17 protein-coding genes are annotated in these 20,331 nt (G+C 54.4%); 8 read left to right on the top strand and 9 right to left on the bottom strand.

Annotated features, from left to right (window positions below; genetic code table 11):
- Positions 1-15 precede the first annotated feature (15 nt).
- On the bottom strand, positions 16-804 hold the full coding sequence (locus PSR63_RS15945) for a DUF4261 domain-containing protein (protein WP_274326672.1): 789 nt from the start codon (positions 802-804) through the stop codon (positions 16-18).
- A gap of 267 nt (positions 805-1,071) precedes the next feature.
- Here PSR63_RS15945 and PSR63_RS15940 point away from each other — a divergent pair, with 267 nt between their 5' ends.
- The 5 genes from PSR63_RS15940 (at position 1,072) to PSR63_RS15920 (ending at position 7,255) form a co-directional block, all read left to right on the top strand.
- Positions 1,072-2,046, top strand: coding sequence for an NAD(P)/FAD-dependent oxidoreductase (locus PSR63_RS15940; RefSeq protein ID WP_274326671.1), 975 nt, complete (start codon positions 1,072-1,074; stop codon positions 2,044-2,046).
- 100 nt (positions 2,047-2,146) lie between these two features.
- A complete protein-coding gene (locus PSR63_RS15935; RefSeq protein WP_274326670.1) occupies positions 2,147-4,372 on the top strand; it encodes a glycoside hydrolase family 5 protein in 2,226 nt (741 codons plus the stop codon).
- Positions 4,373-4,464: 92 nt separating this feature from the next.
- Positions 4,465-5,952: a potassium/proton antiporter gene (locus PSR63_RS15930; RefSeq protein ID WP_274326669.1), complete on the top strand. Its 1,488-nt coding sequence runs from the start codon at positions 4,465-4,467 to the stop codon at positions 5,950-5,952.
- Positions 5,953-6,022: 70 nt separating this feature from the next.
- Positions 6,023-6,361 (top strand): TfoX/Sxy family protein, encoded by a 339-nt coding sequence (locus tag PSR63_RS15925; RefSeq protein WP_274326668.1) that lies wholly within the window; start codon positions 6,023-6,025, stop codon positions 6,359-6,361.
- Positions 6,362-6,367: 6 nt separating this feature from the next.
- Entirely contained in the window at positions 6,368-7,255 is an 888-nt protein-coding gene (locus tag PSR63_RS15920) for an aldo/keto reductase (protein WP_274326667.1), read from the top strand.
- On the opposite strand, the gene PSR63_RS15915 is transcribed toward PSR63_RS15920, so the two are convergent.
- The 8 genes from PSR63_RS15915 to PSR63_RS15880 form a co-directional block, all read right to left on the bottom strand.
- Entirely contained in the window at positions 7,250-7,576 is a 327-nt protein-coding gene (locus PSR63_RS15915; RefSeq protein ID WP_274326666.1) for a cupin domain-containing protein, read from the bottom strand. The two genes, PSR63_RS15920 and PSR63_RS15915, sit on opposite strands and share 6 nt — an antisense overlap.
- On the bottom strand, positions 7,567-8,385 hold the full coding sequence (locus PSR63_RS15910; RefSeq protein WP_274326665.1) for a metallophosphoesterase: 819 nt from the start codon (positions 8,383-8,385) through the stop codon (positions 7,567-7,569). The genes PSR63_RS15915 and PSR63_RS15910 overlap by 10 nt, the downstream gene beginning before the upstream one ends.
- Before the next feature lie 161 nt (positions 8,386-8,546).
- The gene (locus tag PSR63_RS15905) at positions 8,547-9,398 is read right to left on the bottom strand and encodes a CheR family methyltransferase (protein ID WP_274326664.1); all 852 of its coding nucleotides are present in this window, start codon (positions 9,396-9,398) and stop codon (positions 8,547-8,549) included.
- A complete protein-coding gene (locus PSR63_RS15900; protein ID WP_274326663.1) occupies positions 9,389-10,459 on the bottom strand; it encodes a protein-glutamate methylesterase/protein-glutamine glutaminase in 1,071 nt (356 codons plus the stop codon). The genes PSR63_RS15905 and PSR63_RS15900 overlap by 10 nt, the downstream gene beginning before the upstream one ends.
- Positions 10,460-10,543: 84 nt before the next feature.
- Positions 10,544-12,721, bottom strand: coding sequence for a methyl-accepting chemotaxis protein (locus PSR63_RS15895; RefSeq protein WP_274326662.1), 2,178 nt, complete (start codon positions 12,719-12,721; stop codon positions 10,544-10,546).
- 91 nt (positions 12,722-12,812) lie between these two features.
- Entirely contained in the window at positions 12,813-13,268 is a 456-nt protein-coding gene (locus PSR63_RS15890; RefSeq protein ID WP_274326661.1) for a chemotaxis protein CheW, read from the bottom strand.
- Positions 13,265-15,934 (bottom strand): chemotaxis protein CheW, encoded by a 2,670-nt coding sequence (locus tag PSR63_RS15885; protein ID WP_274326660.1) that lies wholly within the window; start codon positions 15,932-15,934, stop codon positions 13,265-13,267. Before PSR63_RS15885 ends, PSR63_RS15890 begins: the two co-directional genes overlap by 4 nt.
- Positions 15,935-16,127: 193 nt before the next feature.
- The gene (locus tag PSR63_RS15880; protein WP_274326659.1) at positions 16,128-16,565 is read right to left on the bottom strand and encodes a hypothetical protein; all 438 of its coding nucleotides are present in this window, start codon (positions 16,563-16,565) and stop codon (positions 16,128-16,130) included.
- A gap of 280 nt (positions 16,566-16,845) precedes the next feature.
- On the opposite strand from PSR63_RS15880, the gene PSR63_RS15875 reads away from it, so the two are divergent.
- The 3 genes from PSR63_RS15875 to PSR63_RS15865 all read left to right on the top strand — a co-directional run bounded on the left by PSR63_RS15875 (position 16,846) and on the right by PSR63_RS15865 (position 20,308).
- Complete coding sequence (locus tag PSR63_RS15875) at positions 16,846-17,322, top strand: hypothetical protein (protein ID WP_274326658.1); 477 nt, start codon at positions 16,846-16,848, stop codon at positions 17,320-17,322.
- Between the two features lie 156 nt (positions 17,323-17,478).
- On the top strand, positions 17,479-18,996 hold the full coding sequence (locus tag PSR63_RS15870) for a hypothetical protein (RefSeq protein ID WP_274326657.1): 1,518 nt from the start codon (positions 17,479-17,481) through the stop codon (positions 18,994-18,996).
- Positions 18,997-19,186: 190 nt separating this feature from the next.
- Positions 19,187-20,308, top strand: a complete 1,122-nt coding sequence (locus tag PSR63_RS15865; RefSeq protein ID WP_274326656.1) for an efflux RND transporter periplasmic adaptor subunit — start codon at positions 19,187-19,189, stop codon at positions 20,306-20,308.
- Positions 20,309-20,331: the final 23 nt, after the last annotated feature.

Below are 20,331 nucleotides of genomic sequence, written 5' to 3'. Positions count from 1 at the left end.
GCGAACCGAACCGCCCTACGAGTGCAGTCCGAACTGCGAGTGCCCTGTCCGAGGCGTGTACTTCAGACGCATGATCGGACACTCGTGACCGAAGGGAGACTGCTCGAACGAAATGCGAATTCTCTCTTGGGCGTCATCCCCGATCGTGTGCCCATCTTCGATCACCGGACCATTTTCCAGCAGGTAATCTGCCAGCCCATAGAAACGCTCGCACAGATCGGCCGGCTCATCGGTTGCATCTTCGGTGACGAAATCCATCACATCAAGCGACTGCAGTCCGCGTGTGAAACCGACCGTCGTTCCATCCTCGTTCTTTCCCAGGAAAACAGCGACCCAAATGCACAGCGGCAACTCACTCGGTAACGCCTCCAAGGCAATGTCACGAAACACGTCAGGCGACACCATGAGTCCAGCATCCCCCCAGAGGATGCCAGCTGGCTGACCGCTGGCAACCACGAGCGAAGCGGTCACCATGGTAAGAAGTTGTGCCTGCTGCAGTGGCGAAGCGTCACCGACTGCGGTAACAATAAGATGAGTCTTGTGATCTTGGAGCTTTTCGACCGCATCGGGCCAAATCCATGTCTGTCGTTGAGGTACTGCCCAGCTATCCTCAGGGATAGGTCCAGGCATCATACCCATGGCAATACTCTGGGGCCCAATGTCGAAGGAGAGCGTGTTCTCTTCCTTTTTCACATCCGTTGGAGATGGCAACGTCGGCCATGACGAAGCGAGATCTTCCTCGAACGCCTTCCAAGAAACCTTGGAACCGCGATTCAAGGCGATCATCGAAAGCGAGACTCCCACGACTACCTTCCTCTCGGAATAAGACCGCGAATCGTGAACTCACTAAGTGAAACGCTAATTTGGATTCTAAACCTTCCGCCAAGAGAAACCAATGAAAATCCGAAGGCGTCCAGTCAATTAGTTTTCCCAAGAACATTCCGCGGACTAATGTCTTGACAAATCGATTTCCGTTTCGCCCTTGCGATATACTTCGACATTATTCCACAACACTTCCTTATCACTTACTCACTACCTAAGACCGCTCTTCTGACACCAACAGGACCTCACATGCCAAGCGTCGCGATTATCGGAGCCGGGATCTCAGGACTTATGTGTGCGCGCAAGCTGGCCTCTCGGTTTGATGTTCGCCTGTTTGATAAATCGCGAGGTGTTTCCGGACGCATGGCAACCCGTCGTGCTGGCCAGGACGAGGCATCGTTCGACCACGGTGCGCAGTACTTCACCGTACGCAACATGGAAGTCCTACCGATGCTCGAAGAGTGGATCGACGACAGCATCGTCGCGCTGTGGCGCGGCAACGTGTGCATCCTTCGCCCTGACTTGAAAATCCAACGAGAGCCCACGCCGCGCTACGTGGCCATGCCGGGCATGAATTCGTTAGGCAAACATCTGGCCAGGTTTCTTAAAGTGGAAAAGAACACACGTATCGCGAAAGCAAAGCACACCGCCGCCGGCTGGACGTTAACAACCACCGACGGGGACAAGTATGGCCCGTATGACATCCTGGTGAGTACCGCACCGCCTGAACAGTCGCTGGAAATCTTGGGAGACGCATCGCCATTTGCCTCGATCCTTGCCCGCCAACAGTTCGATCCCTGCTGGGCGACGATGATTCACTTCGAGAAGCCTGTCCCCGTTTCATACGACGCCGCTTTCGTACACGAAAACCCACTGCGTTGGATTTGCCGCAACAATAGCAAGCCAGGCCGAAATCCGGACAAGGAGTGCTGGGTTCTCCATGCTTCGCCTGAGTGGTCGAAGGAGCATCTGGAAGAGACGCCGGAGCAGGTCACCCCCCAGTTATTGCAAGCATTTTCCACCGCTATCGGTCTGCCGCTGGGTGCGATTGTGAACGTCACCAGTCATCGCTGGCGATACAGTGCTCCGGCCGATCCGCTGGAAGAAGGCCATTTGTGGGACTCCCAGTCAAAACTTGGGATCGCAGGTGATTGGTGCTCCGGGGCAAGGGTCGAGGGAGCAATGCTCAGCGGAATAACTTTAGCCAAGAAAATCGCCGGATAGTCTCAAACAACTTGAAACCTTTTTCCCCTCAAGAGACATAATAGAGAAGGAGCAACATCTCCCATTCCGGAACAATCCTAACAGATATTCTTGAGGCACCATGTTCGCGACGCGACTTCTGAGCAATATTCTATTCGCGCTGTCCATCATTCTGATCCTTTCGACTTCGGCTACGGCCGATGACGCCGTAGAACTGGCCCCCAACGGTACGTTTGAAGCACCCAATGCCGACGCAAGTTGGCCAGCCGACTGGGGTGGAGTCAAAACAGGTGGGACCTGGGAAGAGGAAGACGGCAATCGGTTCGTCCGTCTGAAAAGTCCTCAGCCCGGCGAGATGGTGATGCTGTACCAGGAGATCAAGCTCCCGACCAATTTGGGTGCATTGAAACTGAAATGGAAGCAGCGCGTCAGCGATTTGAAGAAGGGTAAGAACTCGTGGTTTGATGCCCGGATCATGCTCGAATTCATTGACGATCAGCATCAAAAAGTTACGCCAACACCCAGTGCCGCAACGACCGGCAAAAATACCGATGGCTGGGTCGAACGCGAAGCGGAATTTCTGGTTCCTGAGAACGCTTACTGGCTGAAGTTCATGCCGGCCCTCTTCAACGTGGAATCAGGCACTTTTGACCTGGATGACATCTCGCTGCAACCGATCGACCCCGCTCCGCTTCGTGAAGAGATGGAACGAAAAACCCGAGAGCGGCTTGCGAAGCAACAAGCGGACGCCATCAAGCGACGTGCGAAAGCCCAGGCAATGCTTCAGCAGTGGGGCTCGCTCATACCCAATGGCGATTTCACGGAGCAGACCAAGGGACTTCCCACGGCCTGGGGCAAAATGTCCGGCGATCTTTCTTGGCAGACCGAAGGCGAGAATACGTTTCTGCGGATCCACTCCTCGCAGCCTGGGAAGCTGTCGATGGTGTATCGGATGTACGATATTCCTGCTGGGACCGACGCGTTAGAGCTCACGTGGAAGCAGCGCATTTCTGATCTGAAAACCGGCAAGATGCCTTGGCACGACGCTCGCATCATGATCGAGTTTCAAGGCATCGATGGCAAAAAGCTTTCCTCGAAGCCGTCTCCTGCGTATACGCAAAAGAATACCGATGGCTGGGTCGAGAAGAGCAAGTCGTTTCTGGTTCCTGAAGATGCTTTGACCGTGATCTTGATGCCAAGTCTGTTTGAGGTAGCGTCTGGCACCTTTGACATCGACAACCTTCAATTGAAACCAACCAGCCCAGAACCTCTGCTGGCTGCCGTGAAACTTCGTGAAGAAGAAGCCAAGTTCCGTCATGTCCCGCGGGAAGAACCTAACAAAGCCAACTGGCCAAAGATGCTGAAAGTCGTCGGCAATCGCGTTCACGACACCGACGGCAACGACGTGTGGCTGCAAGGCGTGAATGCTGGTGGCCTGGAGACGCTTCCTCAGGACAAGCAACAGATCAAATCGACGGTTGTTGCAATCGACGATTGGAAAGCCAACTGTGTTCGCGTGCCGATCAAGGACGAATTCTGGTACGGTAAGAGCCACTACCAAAACGATGGCGGCAAGGAGTACCGCGAGACGATCGACCGAATCGTCAACCTGGCGGCGAATCGTGGTGCCTACGTCGTGATTGATTTACACAAGTACCGCGCGCCGAAACAGGAATATGTCGACTTCTGGAAAGACTGCGCGGCGGTCTATAAGAACCATCCGGCCGTGCTATTTGACCTGATGAATGAACCGCATGGGATCAACTGGGAAGTCTGGCGAAACGGAGGCTTCGTGGGAACCAAAAGCGGGACCGACGAGTCTGCCTTTTTGAACGACGAAGAGAAGAAGAAAAACCAAGGCTTCGAGTCGGTCGGGATGCAGGCCCTGGTGGACGCAGTTCGCTCGACCGGTGCGAAAAACATCGTGATCGCTGGCGGTCTGTCGTGGTGCAACGATCTAACCGGGATCGCCGAAGGCTACGCGTTGGATGACCCAACTGGCAACGGAGTCATGTACTCTTGGCACACTTACCACTGGCATACCGATTGGGAAAAGCGAGTCCTCCCGGCAGCCGCGAAGTACCCGATCTTCCTGGGTGAAGTGGGTGCCGATATCAAAAAGATGGATTTCATCCCGGCAGAAGCTCAGGAAGATCCTTATACCTGGGTTCCCGATATGCTCGGCTTCATTCAGAAGCATCATATCCACTGGACCGGCTGGTGTTTTCATCCCAAGGCGTCCCCAATCATGATTGAGGACTGGAAATATACGCCCACTCCGTTTTGGGGTCAGTTCGCTAAGGATGCCTTAAGTGGCAAGAAGTTTGAGCTGAAAAGAACGCGGTAGCCACCGCCATCTTCTCGGAATCCCCTTTCCCTTGCTTGCACTACCTAGTTAAGTTGAAGCCTTCCTAGGATATCTGCAAGTGAAGAGGATTCATGTTCTGGATTGACGAAGCGATGCTGGTGGCAGGGACGCTGCTGCTTTTGGGAGTGATCACCAGTAAAATCTCGGCCCGCTATGGTGTTCCGATGCTGGTACTCTTCTTGGGGCTGGGCATGCTGGCCGGGTCCGAAGGCGTTGGCGGCATCGAGTTCGAAGACTACGAACTAGCGCACGCCGTTGGTTCGCTTGCGCTGGCGATCATCTTGTTTGATGGTGGCCTGGGCACCACGTTCGCGTCGATTACGACGGCCTGGAAACCCTCGCTGGTGCTGGCCACGCTGGGCGTCCTCATCACGTCCCTGGTAACTGGCCTGGCCGCTTGTTGGATTCTTGGTCTCCCACTGCTCAACGGCATGCTACTGGGCAGTATCGTTGGCTCGACCGATGCGGCGGCTGTCTTTTCGGTACTGCGAACAGGCGGGTTTGCCTTGCCTGCCAAACTCGGTTCCACGCTCGAGATTGAAAGCGGCTCGAACGATCCGATGGCCATTTTTCTGACGGTCGGGATCATCGAACTCTTAACCAAAGAGGTCGCCTGGGGCGGCAGTTTGATTCTGCTCTTCGTCAAGCAAATGGTCTTGGGAGGAATGATCGGCGTCGCCTTGGGTTACGTCGCGGTTTGGGTGACCAACCGCCTAAACCTTGATACGGCAGGTCTCTATCCGCTGCTGGCTACTGGAATGGCACTGATTACCTTCGGCCTGGCATCGCAGTTTGGTGGAAGTGGCTTTCTGGCCGTCTACCTTGCGGGAATCGTGATCGGCAACAATCGTGTTGTCTTCAAAAAGGGAACGCTCCTGTTTCACAACGCGCTGGCATGGCTCGCGCAGATCGCCATGTTTATAGTGCTGGGACTGCTATGCTTTCCCAGTAGTTTGTTGGCCGTCGGTTGGAAGGCCCTGGGGATTGCACTGGTTCTGATCCTGATTGCTCGTCCGATTGCCGTGGCCGTCTGCATGCTGCCGTTTCGCTTCCGCTGGAACGAAATGGCATTGGCCAGTTGGGGCGGCTTGAAAGGAGCTGTTCCCATCACGCTGGCCACGTTTCCACTGCTGTTTGATTTGGAAGAAGCTCAACTGATCTTTAATGTGGTCTTCTTCGTTGTGGTTGTCTCGGCGCTGGTTCAGGGATGGTCATTGCCGTGGGTCGCGAAGAAGTTGGACTTGGACGAACCGATGCCAGGCAGCCCGCCGGTGCAGTTGGAAATCTACTCGCTGCGACATGTCGACGGAGAGATTTTCGACTACAAGATTGAACCCGGTTCACCTGCCGATGGAAAGAAGGTAAGCGAGTTGGGCCTACCCGAGGGAGCAACGATTGCCTTGATTGCCCGTAATGACGCATTCATTCCACCGCAAGGGAAAACGGCGATTTCCCCAGGCGATCATGTGATCGTGGTCGTGAAGAGCGGGGCAGGGGAGGGGCTTGACGCGATCTTCTGCGGGGCCGCATCATCCGACGATTGCCTGAAAAATGAATGAGGACATTGTCGTCTGAACGGGTTAAGCTGATGAAATCACGTCGTCCGCTTTCAACACCAGTGTTCGTGTCATGGCATACAACGAAGAGATCTCCTCGAGAATCTATCGATTGCTGCGTCGCCGGAAAGGACTAACCGGCAAGAAGATGTTCGGTGGATTCGCCTACCTGCTGCACGGCAATCTTTGCTGCGGAGTGCGCGACGATTACATCATTCTTCGCGTCGGTCCCGATGCGTACCAGCAGTTTTTGCAAGCACCCAATACACGTGAGTTTGCTCCGACTGGCCGAGTCATGCGTGGCTGGGTTGTGGTTGAACAAGAGGGCTTCAAAGGGGAAGATGACCTACGCCGCCTGATTACTCAGGCCGTCGATTTCACTCTCTCGCTTCCTCCCAAAGACACCGCATAACGTCCCATGATCAAACGCAAACTAGGAAACACGGGGCTAGAAGTCACTCAGCTTGGCTACGGCACGATGGGCCTTCGTGGCCCAAATACCTGGGGCGTTCGTGTCGTTGAGGATGCCGCGGCCCATCGTTTTTTGAATCGCGTAATCGATGCGGGCATCAATTTCCTTGATACGGCCCCTGACTATGGACAGGCCGAAGAACGCATCGGCAGGGCACTGCATTCGCGGCGAAAAGAATTCTACCTGGCGACCAAGTGCGGATGTGCCTACATCCAGCACGCCGACCATATCGAGATCAAACACGAATGGAATAAAGACGTCATTCAGCGCAATTTGGAAACAAGCTTGCGGCGACTTGAAACCGACTACGTCGACCTCATGCAGTTTCATGGGGGTGACGCAGTCACGCTTGAGCAGAACGGCCTGATCGATCAATTGCTCGACTTCAAGAAGCAGGGCCTGGTTCGGCACATCGGCATCTCGAGCAAGCTACCTGATCTTCCCAGCCTGATCGAACTGGGCGTTTTCGAGACGTTTCAGATCCCCTATTCCTGCCTGGCCCCTGAGCATCACGATATCATCACGGCTGCAAGTCAGGCGGCAGCTGGGGTGATCATTCGAGGTGGAATCGCACACGGGGGGCCGGATGCTGAGATTCAGCGGCCGAACCTAAATGACGTCTGGACGGCCGCTAGTCTCGACGAACTGTTGACCGATGACATGACGCGGGCCGAGTTTATCTTGCGTTTTACCCTGGCTCACCCGCACTGCGATACGACCATCGTGGGCACGTGCAACGAAGATCATCTTGAAGAAAACATCGCGGCCGCAAACAAGGGGCCGTTAAGTGCCGACATGGTGGAAGAAGTGCAGCGACGCGTTGCTGCGTTATGAGCCGTAGTGAATCGCCAGCCAAACGGTTTTCTCATTGGGATCGGTCGATTCGACCCGATGCTTTTGATGGGCAGGTAGATTCACGACGTCGCCTGGCTTGAGCGTTCGCGGCTGATCTTCTCCTTCAATCTGCAGCCGGGCCGATCCCTGTAATAGGACCACGAATTCGCTTTGCGGCTGGTCGTACCAATACTCCGGCGGTGAAGCGTGCCCTTGCGAGATGATCCGCTCGATACGAACGCCACTACTTTCGACGAGCGTTTGAAACACTTCCTCCGGCAGAGATTCCGGTAGATCACGAAAGAGGTTAGTTACGTCCACTGGTAACTAGCCTGCTTTTTAAAGCCTTCGATCTTCAAGCGTCCCTGGCGATCAATTTCCAGGATGGCAAAGCCATTATTCGCTGGCCCTGAATCTTCGATCATAGCTCGGAGCGTGCAGTAGTGAATGCCGTTGACCTGGTGATAGTCATTGGCGTGGCTATGTCCTTGAAAGACGGCTGTCACGCTGTTGGACTGTTCCAGAATCTTTCGCACGTCAGGCGAGTTATTGACCGCATGACTCCCTTCGTTGTCGAGTCGCTGGTGAGCAAAGACGATAGTCTTCTTGTCCGTTTGCTTGAGGTCATCGGCCAACCACTCGAGTTCTTCCGGCGGGACATTGGCGTCGGTCCAGACCGAATTCTTCCGACCGTAGGGTTTGCCATCGGAGCGAAAACAAGCGTCGAGCACAACAAAGTGGAAGTAGCCGCGATCAAACGAGTAATACGACTTCTCTCGCTCGACCGTTCCGAGAAACTCTTCTTTGGTCAGCGTGTCGACACAGTGATTACCTAATACATAGTGACGCTCGTCGCAGATCTCGGCGAATGGCTTGGCAATTGTCTTTAGGTAACCCAGTTCGACGTCCACCGCATCGGCCGCATCGATGAAGTCGCCCAGTTCTACGAGAAAGTCGAGGCGGGCTTCAGAAAGCTGCGCGGATGCCTCGGCAATCTTTCGCAGCGTTTCGCGATAATACCGAGATCCAACCGGCTTTTTATCCGCGTAATGCAGATCCGTCATCAAACCGATCCGCAGCATCGGCTCATCTCCTTGGGCAAGCACCGGGCTCGCGCTGGCGCCTGCCATGAAAAGAACTCCGGTTTGCAGAAACCGGCGACGGCTTTGCTCTGCTGAAAACGATCGATCTGGGCAACTGGACATCGACAACCTCACAGTGACTTCGTGAAGTATGCAAGGTAGTCGAGTTGATGGCCAGTCTGCAAGGCGTAGTCGACTTGAATCGAGCGTTAAACGTAGACCGGAATGTTCTGCAAATTCGGCCGGTAAAACGTCCCGCGACAGTGATTTTGCGGGGCGAAATTAGGACCGATATCGGCCAGAAATTCCTGGGCTCCGACAAATAAGTAGCCTTGAGGGCTCATCGTCGCCGCGAGTCGCTGAAACAGGTCGCGGCGTACTTCTCGGGTGAAGTAGATCGCCACATTGCGGCAGAAGACCATATCAAAGCGGGCCGACATCCCGAGCGGCTCAAGTAGGTTCTGTCGCTGGAAGCTGCACATGGCCCGGATCTCGTCGCGAATCCGCCAACCGTTGCCATCGGGAATGAAGAAACGCTGTAGCCGTTCTGGCGATACACCACGTTCGATTTCATGGGTCGCATACCAGCCGCGACTCGCCTTGGCGATCACCGCATCGGAGATATCGCTGCCTAGAATCTGAATGTCCCAGCGATGCACGTCCGGAATCATTTCTGCCAAGGTCATCGCCAGGCTATACGGCTCTTGCCCGGTGCTACACGCAGCGGACCACAGCCGGAGACGCGTGGGGAACGCCGACTTTTCTTTGCTGTCGATCAGTTCCGGCAAGGCTTTGTGACGCAAAGCCTCGAACAGATAGCTGTCTCGAAAGAACAAAGTTTCGTTGGTCGTGATGGCGTCCACAACCTGATTCTTCAAACTTACATCCGTGCCGCGTCGTACTTTCTGCACGAGATCGGCGTAGCTGGTACAGCCGTGCTTCTCGACAATTTGACTTAAGCGGCTTTCAATAAGATAAGACTTCGATGCGTCGAGGCAGATCCCACACAAGTCGTTGATCAGCTCACACACAGCATCGATATCGCCCGTAGTTACCGGCATTTGCTACCTCCATGGACCCCGGCACTTTCGATGATCTCGTGCATTTGATTCAGGGGTGTTACTTTATCTGCCAGACCGGCGGCGATCACTTGCCGTGGCATTCCAAACACAACGCAGCTCTTTTCTTCCTGGGCGACCACCATGCAGCCGTGCCGTTTGAGCAGACGGCATCCCATGGTTCCATCATCCCCCATTCCGGTCATGATGATTGCCATCGCTTCCCGGCCGTACTCGTGGGCCATGGAGCGAAACAAGTAATCGACCGAAGGCTTGCAACTTCTCTCGGAGGGATCATCCGTAATAAGAATCTCCTTTTGTCCGTTTTCAGTCGTGACCTTCATCTGCTTGCCGCCTGGGGCGATATAGGCATGGCCAGGCAGAATGGGTTGGCCACTCTCTGCTTCATGGACTTTAATCTTGGATGTTCGATCGAGGTCAGCCGCCAGCGAATGAGTGAACTTTGGGGGCATATGCTGAACGATCAATAGCGGAACAGGAAGAGACGCAGGCAGCTTAGGCAAGACACATGCCAGTGCCGCCGGTCCGCCGGTCGAGACGCCGATTCCGATAACCTTGGTGTGCCCCGGTTCAAAGGGACGCGTCATCGAGCCGAAGTCTACCGAATCTTCTTCTTGAGCCGGGGTCGCTCCCAACTGCTTTCGCAGTCGCTCTTGCAAGACCTTAACCTTAGGCAACAGATCCTTCTTCAGCTGGGCACAACTGTCTTCCAGCTTGGACTGATTCGGCTTAAGGACAAAGTCAAATGCTCCCAGCCGAAGTGCCTGCGTGGTCGCCAACGCGCCATGATCGGTCATGGCACTCAGCATGATCACTTCAGGCTTGGACGGTAGCGATTGCAGCTCACGTAGAACTTCGATGCCGTTAAGAACGGGCATTTCGACGTCGAGGGTCACCAGGTCCGGTTGGTAGTGACGAATCTTATCGAGCGCGCTCTTGCCGTCTGAAGCAACGGCAACGACCTCCACTCCAGGGCACTCTGACAACGTGTCTCGAACGACCTTCCTGAAGATGGTCGAGTCGTCCACAATCAACACACGCATGGCTTCCGTTTCCTTATTGACCCCAAGTTAGTCGCCAGATCCCCTTTCCGGTGGACGAGGCGACTCGTTTCCACAATTGTTTTCCTAAGCGCCCATGACTGGGTGATCTTCTTTGGCTTTCGTCGCCGTGGAGGAATCACCAATTCTGAAACGCGAAACGACACTTCGCAGGTTTTCGGCAAGTCGAGCAAGTTCTTCACCGGACTGCTGGGACAGGCCTGCACCTTGAACGGTCTCGCTCAGGACGCGATCCACCTCGCAGATATTCTGCGTGATTTCACCGCTGGCCGTCGCCGATTCGTCGACACCACGGGCCACCACTTCCGCGGCCGAAGCCGTTTCAGACATGTCCTGCGAGATTTGACGGGTCGTGATACTTTGCTCTTCGACAGCCGAAGCAATCGTGCGAGCCAGTTCATTGACACTGTTGACGACTTCGCTGATCTCGGAAATCGAACTGACGGCATCCTGCGTCGAGCTTTGAATGTGCTGGATTCGCTTGCGAATGTCGTCGGTTGCCGTCGAAGTCTGCTTCGCCAACTCTTTGACTTCTGTCGCGACCACGGCAAACCCCTTGCCAGCTTCACCGGCACGAGCCGCTTCAATGGTCGCGTTGAGAGCCAGAAGGTTGGTCTGCTCGGCGATGTCTTCAATGACTTCGATCACGCGACCGATTTCATCGGCTGCTGTACCAAGATGGCAAATCTTGTTGTTGCTGTCCTCGGCGATTCGAGTGGCCTTGTCGGCAACACCTGCACTCGTTTCGGCATGCTTGGCAATTTCCGAGATGGTCGTGGTCATTTCGTCGATTGCCGCAACAACCGAATTGATACCGCCCGACATCTGAGTCGTGGAGCTGGCCATATTCTTCATGTTGATCGACATCTCTTCGGCAGCGGAAGAAACGCTGGCCGAACGATGCTTCGACGACTCCGCCCCAGACGAAAGCTGGGTAGCGGTCGTGACCAACCGGGTCGAACCTTCGGACAGAATGTTCGAGTTGGAAGCGATCTCCGCCACCATGTCCTGGATTTGGCCGATGAACAAGTTGAACCAATGGGCGACTTCGCCGATCTCGTCGCTGCGAGATTCATCGAGTCGCTTGGTCAGGTCGCCATCTCCCTCGGCAACGTCTTGCAACATGGCGATCGTTTTGTGCAGTGGCTTGGTGAACGTACGTGCGATCAGGAAGGCCATGAACGCGATGACCACCGAAGCGATCGCCGTGGTCACTCCCCAGGCATAAAGGGGACGGTAAGCTTCGGCAAATGCTTCCGCCGCGCTAACACGAACCAAGACGTTCCACTTCATGCCGGGAAAGCCCAGGGCTCCACGCAGCGGAGTGTAACCGGCAGCCTGGCCGATCCCTTTGCGAGCGTGATACGAGTCGGTCATGAAACCGCTTTCGCCTGCCACAACACTTTGAGCAGCAGCCACTTGCTTCTCAGCAAGGTTGAACTTGCCGATGATATTGGTATCGCGAACGATCTCTTCCGTTCCCGTAGTCGCAGGATCGCAATCGACGATGACATTTCCCTTTTCATCCAGCAAAGTGATCTCGGCCGTTGCCAAGCCACGTTGCTTCAGCTTGTTGTAAGCGTCCCAGACGATTTCTTCGACCAGGCTGAACTTGGCGACGTTCTTCCAGACAGCAATCACATTGCCGTCGGCATCGTATACCGGAGCGGAAAAGCCAAGTGAGTAGCCTTCGTTGCCATAACACTTCTTGACCTTGTCATCGACATAGAGGTGCTCGACGACGGTACCGGAGCAAGCTCCCGTTTCATCTTCGTAGAAGTTCTTGGCAAGCACGTCCTGAAACCACGACTTATCCGAGAAGTTCTTCTCGTACAGTTCGTTTGTGTCAACTGCGACGCCGTCGTGATCGCGACTGTTAACGGCAATCAGCTTGCCATCCAAGTCGACCAGCATTGTCAAATAGTAGATATCGTACGTATCGACGTACTTATCCATGGCAGTCACGATCGGATTGTCCGTGCCCTGCTTGTACCACGAATCGCGATCTTGAACGACTTGGTTCAAACCGAATGCCTGAACATCTCCGTAGCGTTCGAAGAGATTACGATCGATGGTATCCGCGATATTTTCAGCGGTCGTACGATAGTCTTGAGCAGCAACCTCGACGGCCTTGTTGGCCGATTGCCACATAACGACACCAACGGCCAGAAGCGGGAGGATACCGAATACAAGACAAGCTACTATTAGCTTGCCAGTCATCTTCATTTGCAATACGTTCTTCACTTGGGGGCAACCTTTGAATTGGGGGCGTAGGAACCCTAACAGCGTTCCTTAATTAATGGGGGCTTACATGAAGGGGTAAAATCCGGGAAGACTATTCCACATCCAGGACTTCTTGGACATCAAGGATCACGACGATCTCCGAATCATTTCGGTAAACGCCTTTGAAAAAGCGACCATCAGCACCCGAGATATTGGCAGGGGCTGGGGTGATACTGTCGCTGGTGATGGAAATGATGTCGGCGATTCGATCGACCCAGAGGCCGATCGATTCATCACCCGATCGAACGATCAGGTTCCGACTTTGTGGCGTGACTTCCGCCAGGCTGAATCCCAGGATTCGTCGCAGGTCAATGACCGTCGCGACATCGCCTCGCAGATTGATCACACCACGGACATGCTCAGGAGCGTGCGGAACTTCCGTCAGCTCGAGATTGCGGTTGATCTCTTGCACGTAGTCGATGGGCAGAGCCAGAAGCAGCTCACCGACGTAGAACGTGGCAAATTGAAGTTCCATCGCGGTGGACTTGGTTAGGGTGGCGGCACTCATGACAAACATCCTTCCAGCACTTCAGACTTGATATGCGAACCTTTGCGATTGGTCTTTTTCGGGCTGAGCAATCGCCAGACAGCCGACATGACACGTTCGCGATCCATTTTGATTTGGTAATCGTTAACGCCTGCTTCCACACCGCGGCGTTGGTCTTCATCGCTGGCCAACGAGGTCAACGCGATGACAGGCAGATGACAAGTATCCGGATCCGCCTTAATCGTTCTGGTCAGCTCGAAGCCATTCATGAATGGCATTTCGATATCGGTAATGACCAGATCGATCTGATGTTCACCTGACTTGAGAAGCTCCCAGGCCTGGGCACCATCTTCCGCTTCGACAATGTCAAAGCCTTCGCTTTCCAGGTATTCTTTGGCCTGTTTGCGGAAGAAGGAGGAGTCTTCGGCCAGCAGGATCTGGAACGACGATTCGTCATTCACGGCGACCTTTGGCTTGTCCTCGAACCACTTCGGATGGGCCGAGAAGGCCAGTTCGTAAAGGTCGACGATCCGAATCGTCTTCTCATCGACCACAATCGATCCGGCGATGCCAGGTTCTCGGAAGGTATTTCCGTCGATCTCGGCAGCCACTTCTCGAATGTCGTTCAGCTCTGCGGCAATCAACCCGACTTCACGACCGTGAATTTGGAACACGACGACGTGGATGAAATCCATCTCAGGTCGTGTCTTGGCCTGAATATGGTGTTCAATGGTCAACAGCGGTAAGGATGTTCCTCGGTATTGCAGGAGTTCCTGTCCACCAACCATGTCGATTTGCTCGGTACGAATACGTTCAATACGCGAGATCAGGCTCATCGGAACAGCGAACCGTTCGTCCGGATCGTTCGTGAACATGAGCAGCGACTGACGTTCGCTCGATTGCGATGCATCATCGAAGTGGTTTTCGTTGCTGTTTTCCTGCTCGTGGGTTCGCAGGTCGGTCTTGGCGGCAATTCCCGAGACATCGAGAATTGGAGCGACATGACCGTCTCCGAGAATCGTCGCACCTGCCAGGCAACCGCACGACTTGAGATGACGCCCCAGCGGCTTGACGACGATTTCTTCCGAGTCGTCAATCTCATCGACGATCAATCCGTATCGGAATTGACCACTCTCGACGACAACGATTTGACGTGCTCCCTCTTTGTCATTCGCTTCGCTGGCGTGATCAAAGCTCAACGCCTGATCGAGATCGACCAGCGGCAACAACGATCCCCGCAATCGTAAGACGCGGGCACCCTTAACCTTGCTGATACGCTGCGAAGATTCGCTTGCTCGGACGCGGACCAGTTCGACAATGTTGACTTGCGGAATCGCGAAGCGGCGATTGCAGCTGCGAATCAGCATCGAAGGAATGATGGCCAGAGTCAGCGGCAACGTGATCTGAACAGATGTGCCTTGACCGAGCGTCGATTCGATGTCGACTGAACCACCGATCTTTTCGATGTTGGTACGAACCACATCCATTCCCACGCCACGGCCGCTCACATCGCTGATTTTCTCGGCGGTCGAGAAACCAGGATGGAAGATGAGCCACACGGCATCACGATCCGACATCTGGTCAGCACGTTCCTTCGAGATAATCCCTTTGTCGACTGCTTTGCCTTTAAGTCGCTTGGTATCGATACCGCCGCCATCGTCGCAGATGTCGATGCGGACCTTACCGGCCTGATGATAGGCTCGGAGCGTAACCGTACCAGTTGGCTCTTTCTGACTGGCCATCCGCTGTTCAGGCATCTCGATGCCGTGATCGACCGAGTTGCGAACCATGTGCGTCAATGGATCGCCAATGGCTTCGATAATGGTCTTATCGACTTCGACCTCGCCACCTTCCATGACGACGTTACACTGCTTGCCCAGCTTGGCCGACAGATCGCGAACGACTCGCGGAAACTTGTTGAAGACATTGCCGATGGGCTGCATACGCGTCTGCATGATGGCTTCCTGCAACTCGCTGGTCACTTGATCCAGGCGAGCGGCAACCGCTTGCATGCTTGTTCCGTCAGCATTGTTCACGGTTTGCAGAAGCTGGTTTCGGCCCAACACCAGTTCACCAGCCAGGTTCATCAAGCGATCCAGAACGCCGACCTGTACACGAATGCTCGATTCGACTTGAGGCGATGCCGGTGCACGCTGAGCGACGGCTGCTTCCTTGGCATCCGACTGCTCTTCGGCAGGCGTGCTCTTTGCAGCGAAAGTCGGAGCGACGGCCACCGGTTCTGGCTCAACTTCTTCAGCCGGTTGGTCAGCCGGGGAAGGCGTGGCGGGCGAGGAATTCTCTGATCCCTCGAAGATCTCATTTAGCAACGTGATATGAGCTGAGACGTCAACACTATTCGAGTTCTCGATGTCGTTGATCAGGCCAGACAATGCATCGGCCGCTTTCAACATAACGTCAACAATCTGCGAATTGGGAGTCAATTCCTCAGTTCGCATCTTGCCAAGGACGTTTTCCAGTGCATGGGCTAACTCGTTCACTCGGACGAGCCCCATAAACCCAGCAGCACCTTTGATCGAATGAATGGCCCGGAAGACCTTGTTGACCAGGTCAACATCAATATTGGCCCCATTGGCTTCGATCTCGAGCAACTGCCCCTCGACATCGGCGAGATGTTCTCGCGACTCGGTTACAAACTCAGCTAAAAGTGCAGGGTCATCGAACGGCATATGCGTTCCTCTCCATACGTACGGGAATTCGGTTGCAAAGATGTAGGTCGCCTGAGCGCGTAAGTGAGAAATCGCGCATTAATTGCGAAGCCAAATACGGGTACGCGCAACCAGCTTTTGCGGGTTTTGCCGATTACAAGAAAGGTGCGTTTCGCTGAAAGAAAGCCAGCTTCGAAGAACCAGTACCCTCGAACTAGGCGGTCACCTCAAAGGTGGCAAATGCCGCTTCAATGGCGTCGATATCGAGATTTACGGCGCCATGTTCCGATAAACGGCCTTCTGACATGGCCGTCCGAAACAACTGCAACTCGGTTTCCAACTGGTAGGATTCGATGGCTCCGATATCGACCAGAACCTGCGCCAGAGGAATTGTGCGTTCGATCTGAAGCGCCAGCAGATCGCGAATATCGACTTCGGTAAGAATCCCCAATTGAATTGCCAACTGACCAAACGGTTCGTTCGACACGCTTTGAAGACTCAAAATGCGGAACACATCGCGCATGGTCAGCCGCCGAGTCGCAATCGCCAACGAACCGATCTGCGGCCGAGTTTCCAGCTGTCGCGAAACAGCCTGGATGAACTGAGGTCCGGTGATACATTCCTTGCGGAGCAGGTAGAGTCCGAAGTGCATAGCGTTGGTCCTTGGCTTATTGTCACTTGGCGCCGAGCCGGATGAGTTGAGTGACAAGGGGGCATACTACAAACTTGTGATCACTTCCCCCCCTCGCAACTCAAACTGAAATGAATTTCCGCGAACGGCAGGAATTGTCCGTCTATCGCGTTCCGGTTGTGACGGTTATCTATTCTGCTCTGCTCAAATCCTGCGTTCGTCGCTCGCCGCGTGGGAAAGTTTTTGTAATTGGTCTCACATTGCCAGCCACGACGGTCCCGAATTCTTACAATACGAATCCATGGAAGAGATCAATGCTTATCATGAAGCCGGACACGCCTTACTAGCTATTCTTGTGGGAGCCCGCATACGGCACGTCTCGTTAATCCCCGAGTGGGATGACGGCCCGGACCGATTTGCCGAGATTCAGGTCGAGTGGCCAATCGACCGGTTCACTCCCCGAGAGCTGCACCAGAAGATGGTGATGGTTGCCCTGGCCGGTCCCGTGGCGGAGATGATTCACACGGGCGAGCCCTATCATCCGGGGTTTGTTGGCGAGTGGGCCGCCGACTGGCAGGCTGCCTGGCAGTCGGCTACCCAGTTCATTTCGGACCGACAGAAGCGAGTAACCTTTCTCGAACGAGCGACCAAGGATCTCTACTCGCTACTTTCGCAGGATCACCACTGGGCGGCTCTCGCGGCGATTGTCGACGATCTTGTGGCCCACGAGACCCTCGATGGAGACCAGGTCGAGGAAATTGTACAGATCTGGCTTTGATGCTGATCAAGAAGTGCGAAAAACTTCTTCACTGATTCTTCTTCGGTGCATGCTCAATAACCGTGGTTTCTCGCAATCCGGGATGGTAAAGTGAAGGAATTACGCCTTTTCCAGTATTTGCTTGTCGCTGAAGACGACCACCTAGGAGCCACATCAATGATCCGGGCACTTCTCTGTGGATGTATTGGTATCATCATCCTGACTTCTCATCCAAGTTCGGGCTTCGCCCAGTTCCGTGAACTCACCAAACGCATCCCAGACGGGGCAAATGCCATTTTCTTCGTGGATGTTAACAAGCTGCAAAACAGCCCTCTCGGTAAAGCCCATAACTGGCGAGAAAAGCAGGAAGAGGCGTTCGAGGCTGGTATCGAAACGATTCCACCGCAAGCCAACAATTTCGTCGCCGCGGCAAAGCTCGACCTCGATACCAAGCATCCGGAATGGCAAGTTGGCCTGATGGAGTTGAAGTACGATCCTTCGCTGCCCAAAGTCGCTGTTCGCTATCAAGGAACGACTGACTACATCTCCGAGCGTCCTGTCGCGGTTCTGCCGGGCGACATCTATGTGGTTAAGTTCATGGAAAATGTTGTCGGCTTCGGCACGCCTGCCACTCGCCAGGACGTGGCCCGTTGGATCACGCGGTACTACGACAACTCTCTTCGTGGCCTGAGCGACTATCTTGCCGAAGCGCAAACATTCGCCGACGCAGGCTCACCGATTATCGTCGCACTTGATTTAACGAATGTTGTTTCTCCTCAAATGGCTCGCAGTCGACTCGATTCGCTGGAAACGCTGAAGGGCAAACAAGTCGACTTGGATCAAGTTGCCAAGGTCTTGGCCAGCATTCGCGGTATCTCGCTGGGAGTGACCGTTCAACAAACGATGACGGGTGCCGTGAAGGTTGACTTCAGCGAAGACGTTTCCGTTCTCAAGGACTTTGCCAAACCGCTGCTGCTTGAGATCCTCGGCCGGCAGGGAATGATGATCGACGAAATCGAATCGTGGGATGTAACCGTCAGTGGAAATCGTGTTCAGCTCACGGGGCCACTTTATGCGAGTGGACTGCGTCGTATCTTCAGTCTGATCGATGCGCCCCCTTCGCTTCAGGACGCCAAGGCAAAAGCTGCCACGACGGGTGAAGAGTCGGAAGCCGATCAGCAGAAAGATCTAACCATCGCGGCCTCGCAAATCTATTACAAGTCGGTGGTTTCCCTGCTCGATGAGCTACGTATCAAAAAGAAGGGACGTCAAACCATGGGCCAAATCGCCGTTTGGTTTGACAAGTATGCTCGTAAGATCGATCGCCTGCCGATTGCCAACGTCGATCCAGATCTCTTAAGCTATGGTGGGTACGTCTCGGAAAGTCTGCGGACTGGCCAATCGGACGTCACCAGTGCTGCGGCTCGTAGCCGAATTCGACAGAACGAGGTGCCTGAGCAGTACGACGTGACGACCTACTCGACGCCGATTGGTGCCAACTGGACCGGGCAGTACAGCTGGAATGGCTGGGAGGCCACGCCCAACTGGCAGCGTACTGGTTCGAAGATGTCGAATGTCCGCATGGAAGAGCAAATCAAAGGGGCCAAGTCCGCTAACGATGTCATGCGTGACATTGATAACGCAACCGCAGACATTCGTCGTCACATGACGCAGAAGTACGGCGTCGAATTCTAGTCGCAAGCCACCCAAAACTTGATCGGGGATTCTTATGATAGCGCGACATGCTTTAGCGTGTTCTCGTCTACTTGGGTGCAGTTCTACACTTGCACTGCTCATTCTGACTTTGTTGGGATGCAATGCTCCCAACGAGTATCAGGCGCCGCCTCCACCTGAAGTCAACGTCGCCCTGCCGTTGGTGCGCGACGTGACGATCTATATGGAGGAAACGGGTACCACCGAAGCAGTCGAACGTGTCGAGATCAATGCCCGCGTGGAAGGGATTATTGAAGAAGTCTTGTTCGAGCCAAACGACGAGGTGGAAGAGTACCAGGTTCTTTTCAAATTGGAACGCCGACGTTATGTGGCCGCCCGAGATTCGGCCAGTGCTGAGCTTGAAGCCAAGAAGGTCGAACGTGCGAAAGCCGAGATCGAGTACAATCGCCAAAAAGAGTTGTTCGACAAGAAGGCAACACCTGAAACCAACTTGGTTGCGGCGAAAGCGGAGTGGGACGGCTCTGAGGCAGCCGTTTTAGCTGCCGAGGCGCGACTCGACGATGCTCAGTTGGACCTGGACTACACAGAAGTCCGCTCCCCCATCAAGGGACAAGTCGGCAAGGCACTGGTCAAGCGGGGAAATCTCGTGACGGGCCAGCCATCTACCCATCTTACGACAGTCATCTCGTACGACGAGATCTACGCGAACTTTTCGATTAGCGAACGTGCCTACCTGGAGTTCCTGGATAAAGAAGATCGTAAAGAACGAAAGGACCATGGAGACGAAGTTCCTCTGTATCTTGCTCGAGCAACCGACACGACGTTTCCATTTGTAGGCAGTTTTAACTTTGCCGATCTGGCCGTCGATGAGAGCACCGGTACATTTGCCGTGCGTGGGATTTTCCCTAACCCGGATCTCAAAATTGTTCCAGGTTTGTATGTCCGAGTTCGTGCTCCCATCGAGCAAAAGAAAGACGCTTTACTCGTTCCTGAAAGTGCAACGGGATTTGATCAGGCAGGCTCCTATCTGCTAGTCGTCGATAAAGAAAACGTTGTCCAGCGCCGCGACATCACGCTGGGAAACAAGTTCGGCCCAATGGTTGTCGTCACCAAGGGGCTAAATCCTGACGATCGAATTGTCGTTGAAGGTGTCCAGCGATCGCGACCAGGAGCGATTGTTGCTCCCAAAGATGTACCGCTAACAATGGATGAATCGCTGTTGAATCCAATCGATACTCAGCCTACCGAGGATGCTGAAGAGTCCACTGCGCCGGAAGAGACTCCGCCCAAGCCGGAAACGGCTGATCCAGCGGAAGCCCAACCCTCGTCCTAATTGTCAAACACTACTAACCGAGC

Origin of the sequence: Bremerella sp. P1 (assembly GCF_028748185.1) — a bacterium.
Classification (GTDB): Bacteria; Planctomycetota; Planctomycetia; order Pirellulales; family Pirellulaceae; genus Bremerella.
Note: the sequence above shows the minus strand (reverse complement) of the source record. Positions and strands in the feature narration are given on the sequence as shown.

Coding starts and splice junctions, on each gene's coding strand:
- PSR63_RS15940 (WP_274326671.1), top strand. CDS start 1,072: ATGCCAAGCGTCGCGATTATCGGAGCCGGGATCTCAGGACTTATGTGT.
- PSR63_RS15935 (WP_274326670.1), top strand. CDS start 2,147: ATGTTCGCGACGCGACTTCTGAGCAATATTCTATTCGCGCTGTCCATC.
- PSR63_RS15930 (WP_274326669.1), top strand. CDS start 4,465: ATGTTCTGGATTGACGAAGCGATGCTGGTGGCAGGGACGCTGCTGCTT.
- PSR63_RS15925 (WP_274326668.1), top strand. CDS start 6,023: ATGGCATACAACGAAGAGATCTCCTCGAGAATCTATCGATTGCTGCGT.
- PSR63_RS15920 (WP_274326667.1), top strand. CDS start 6,368: ATGATCAAACGCAAACTAGGAAACACGGGGCTAGAAGTCACTCAGCTT.
- PSR63_RS15910 (WP_274326665.1), bottom strand. CDS start 8,385: ATGGCAGGCGCCAGCGCGAGCCCGGTGCTTGCCCAAGGAGATGAGCCG.
- PSR63_RS15905 (WP_274326664.1), bottom strand. CDS start 9,398: ATGCCGGTAACTACGGGCGATATCGATGCTGTGTGTGAGCTGATCAAC.
- PSR63_RS15900 (WP_274326663.1), bottom strand. CDS start 10,459: ATGCGTGTGTTGATTGTGGACGACTCGACCATCTTCAGGAAGGTCGTT.
- PSR63_RS15890 (WP_274326661.1), bottom strand. CDS start 13,268: ATGAGTGCCGCCACCCTAACCAAGTCCACCGCGATGGAACTTCAATTT.
- PSR63_RS15885 (WP_274326660.1), bottom strand. CDS start 15,934: ATGCCGTTCGATGACCCTGCACTTTTAGCTGAGTTTGTAACCGAGTCG.
- PSR63_RS15880 (WP_274326659.1), bottom strand. CDS start 16,565: ATGCACTTCGGACTCTACCTGCTCCGCAAGGAATGTATCACCGGACCT.
- PSR63_RS15875 (WP_274326658.1), top strand. CDS start 16,846: ATGGAAGAGATCAATGCTTATCATGAAGCCGGACACGCCTTACTAGCT.
- PSR63_RS15870 (WP_274326657.1), top strand. CDS start 17,479: ATGATCCGGGCACTTCTCTGTGGATGTATTGGTATCATCATCCTGACT.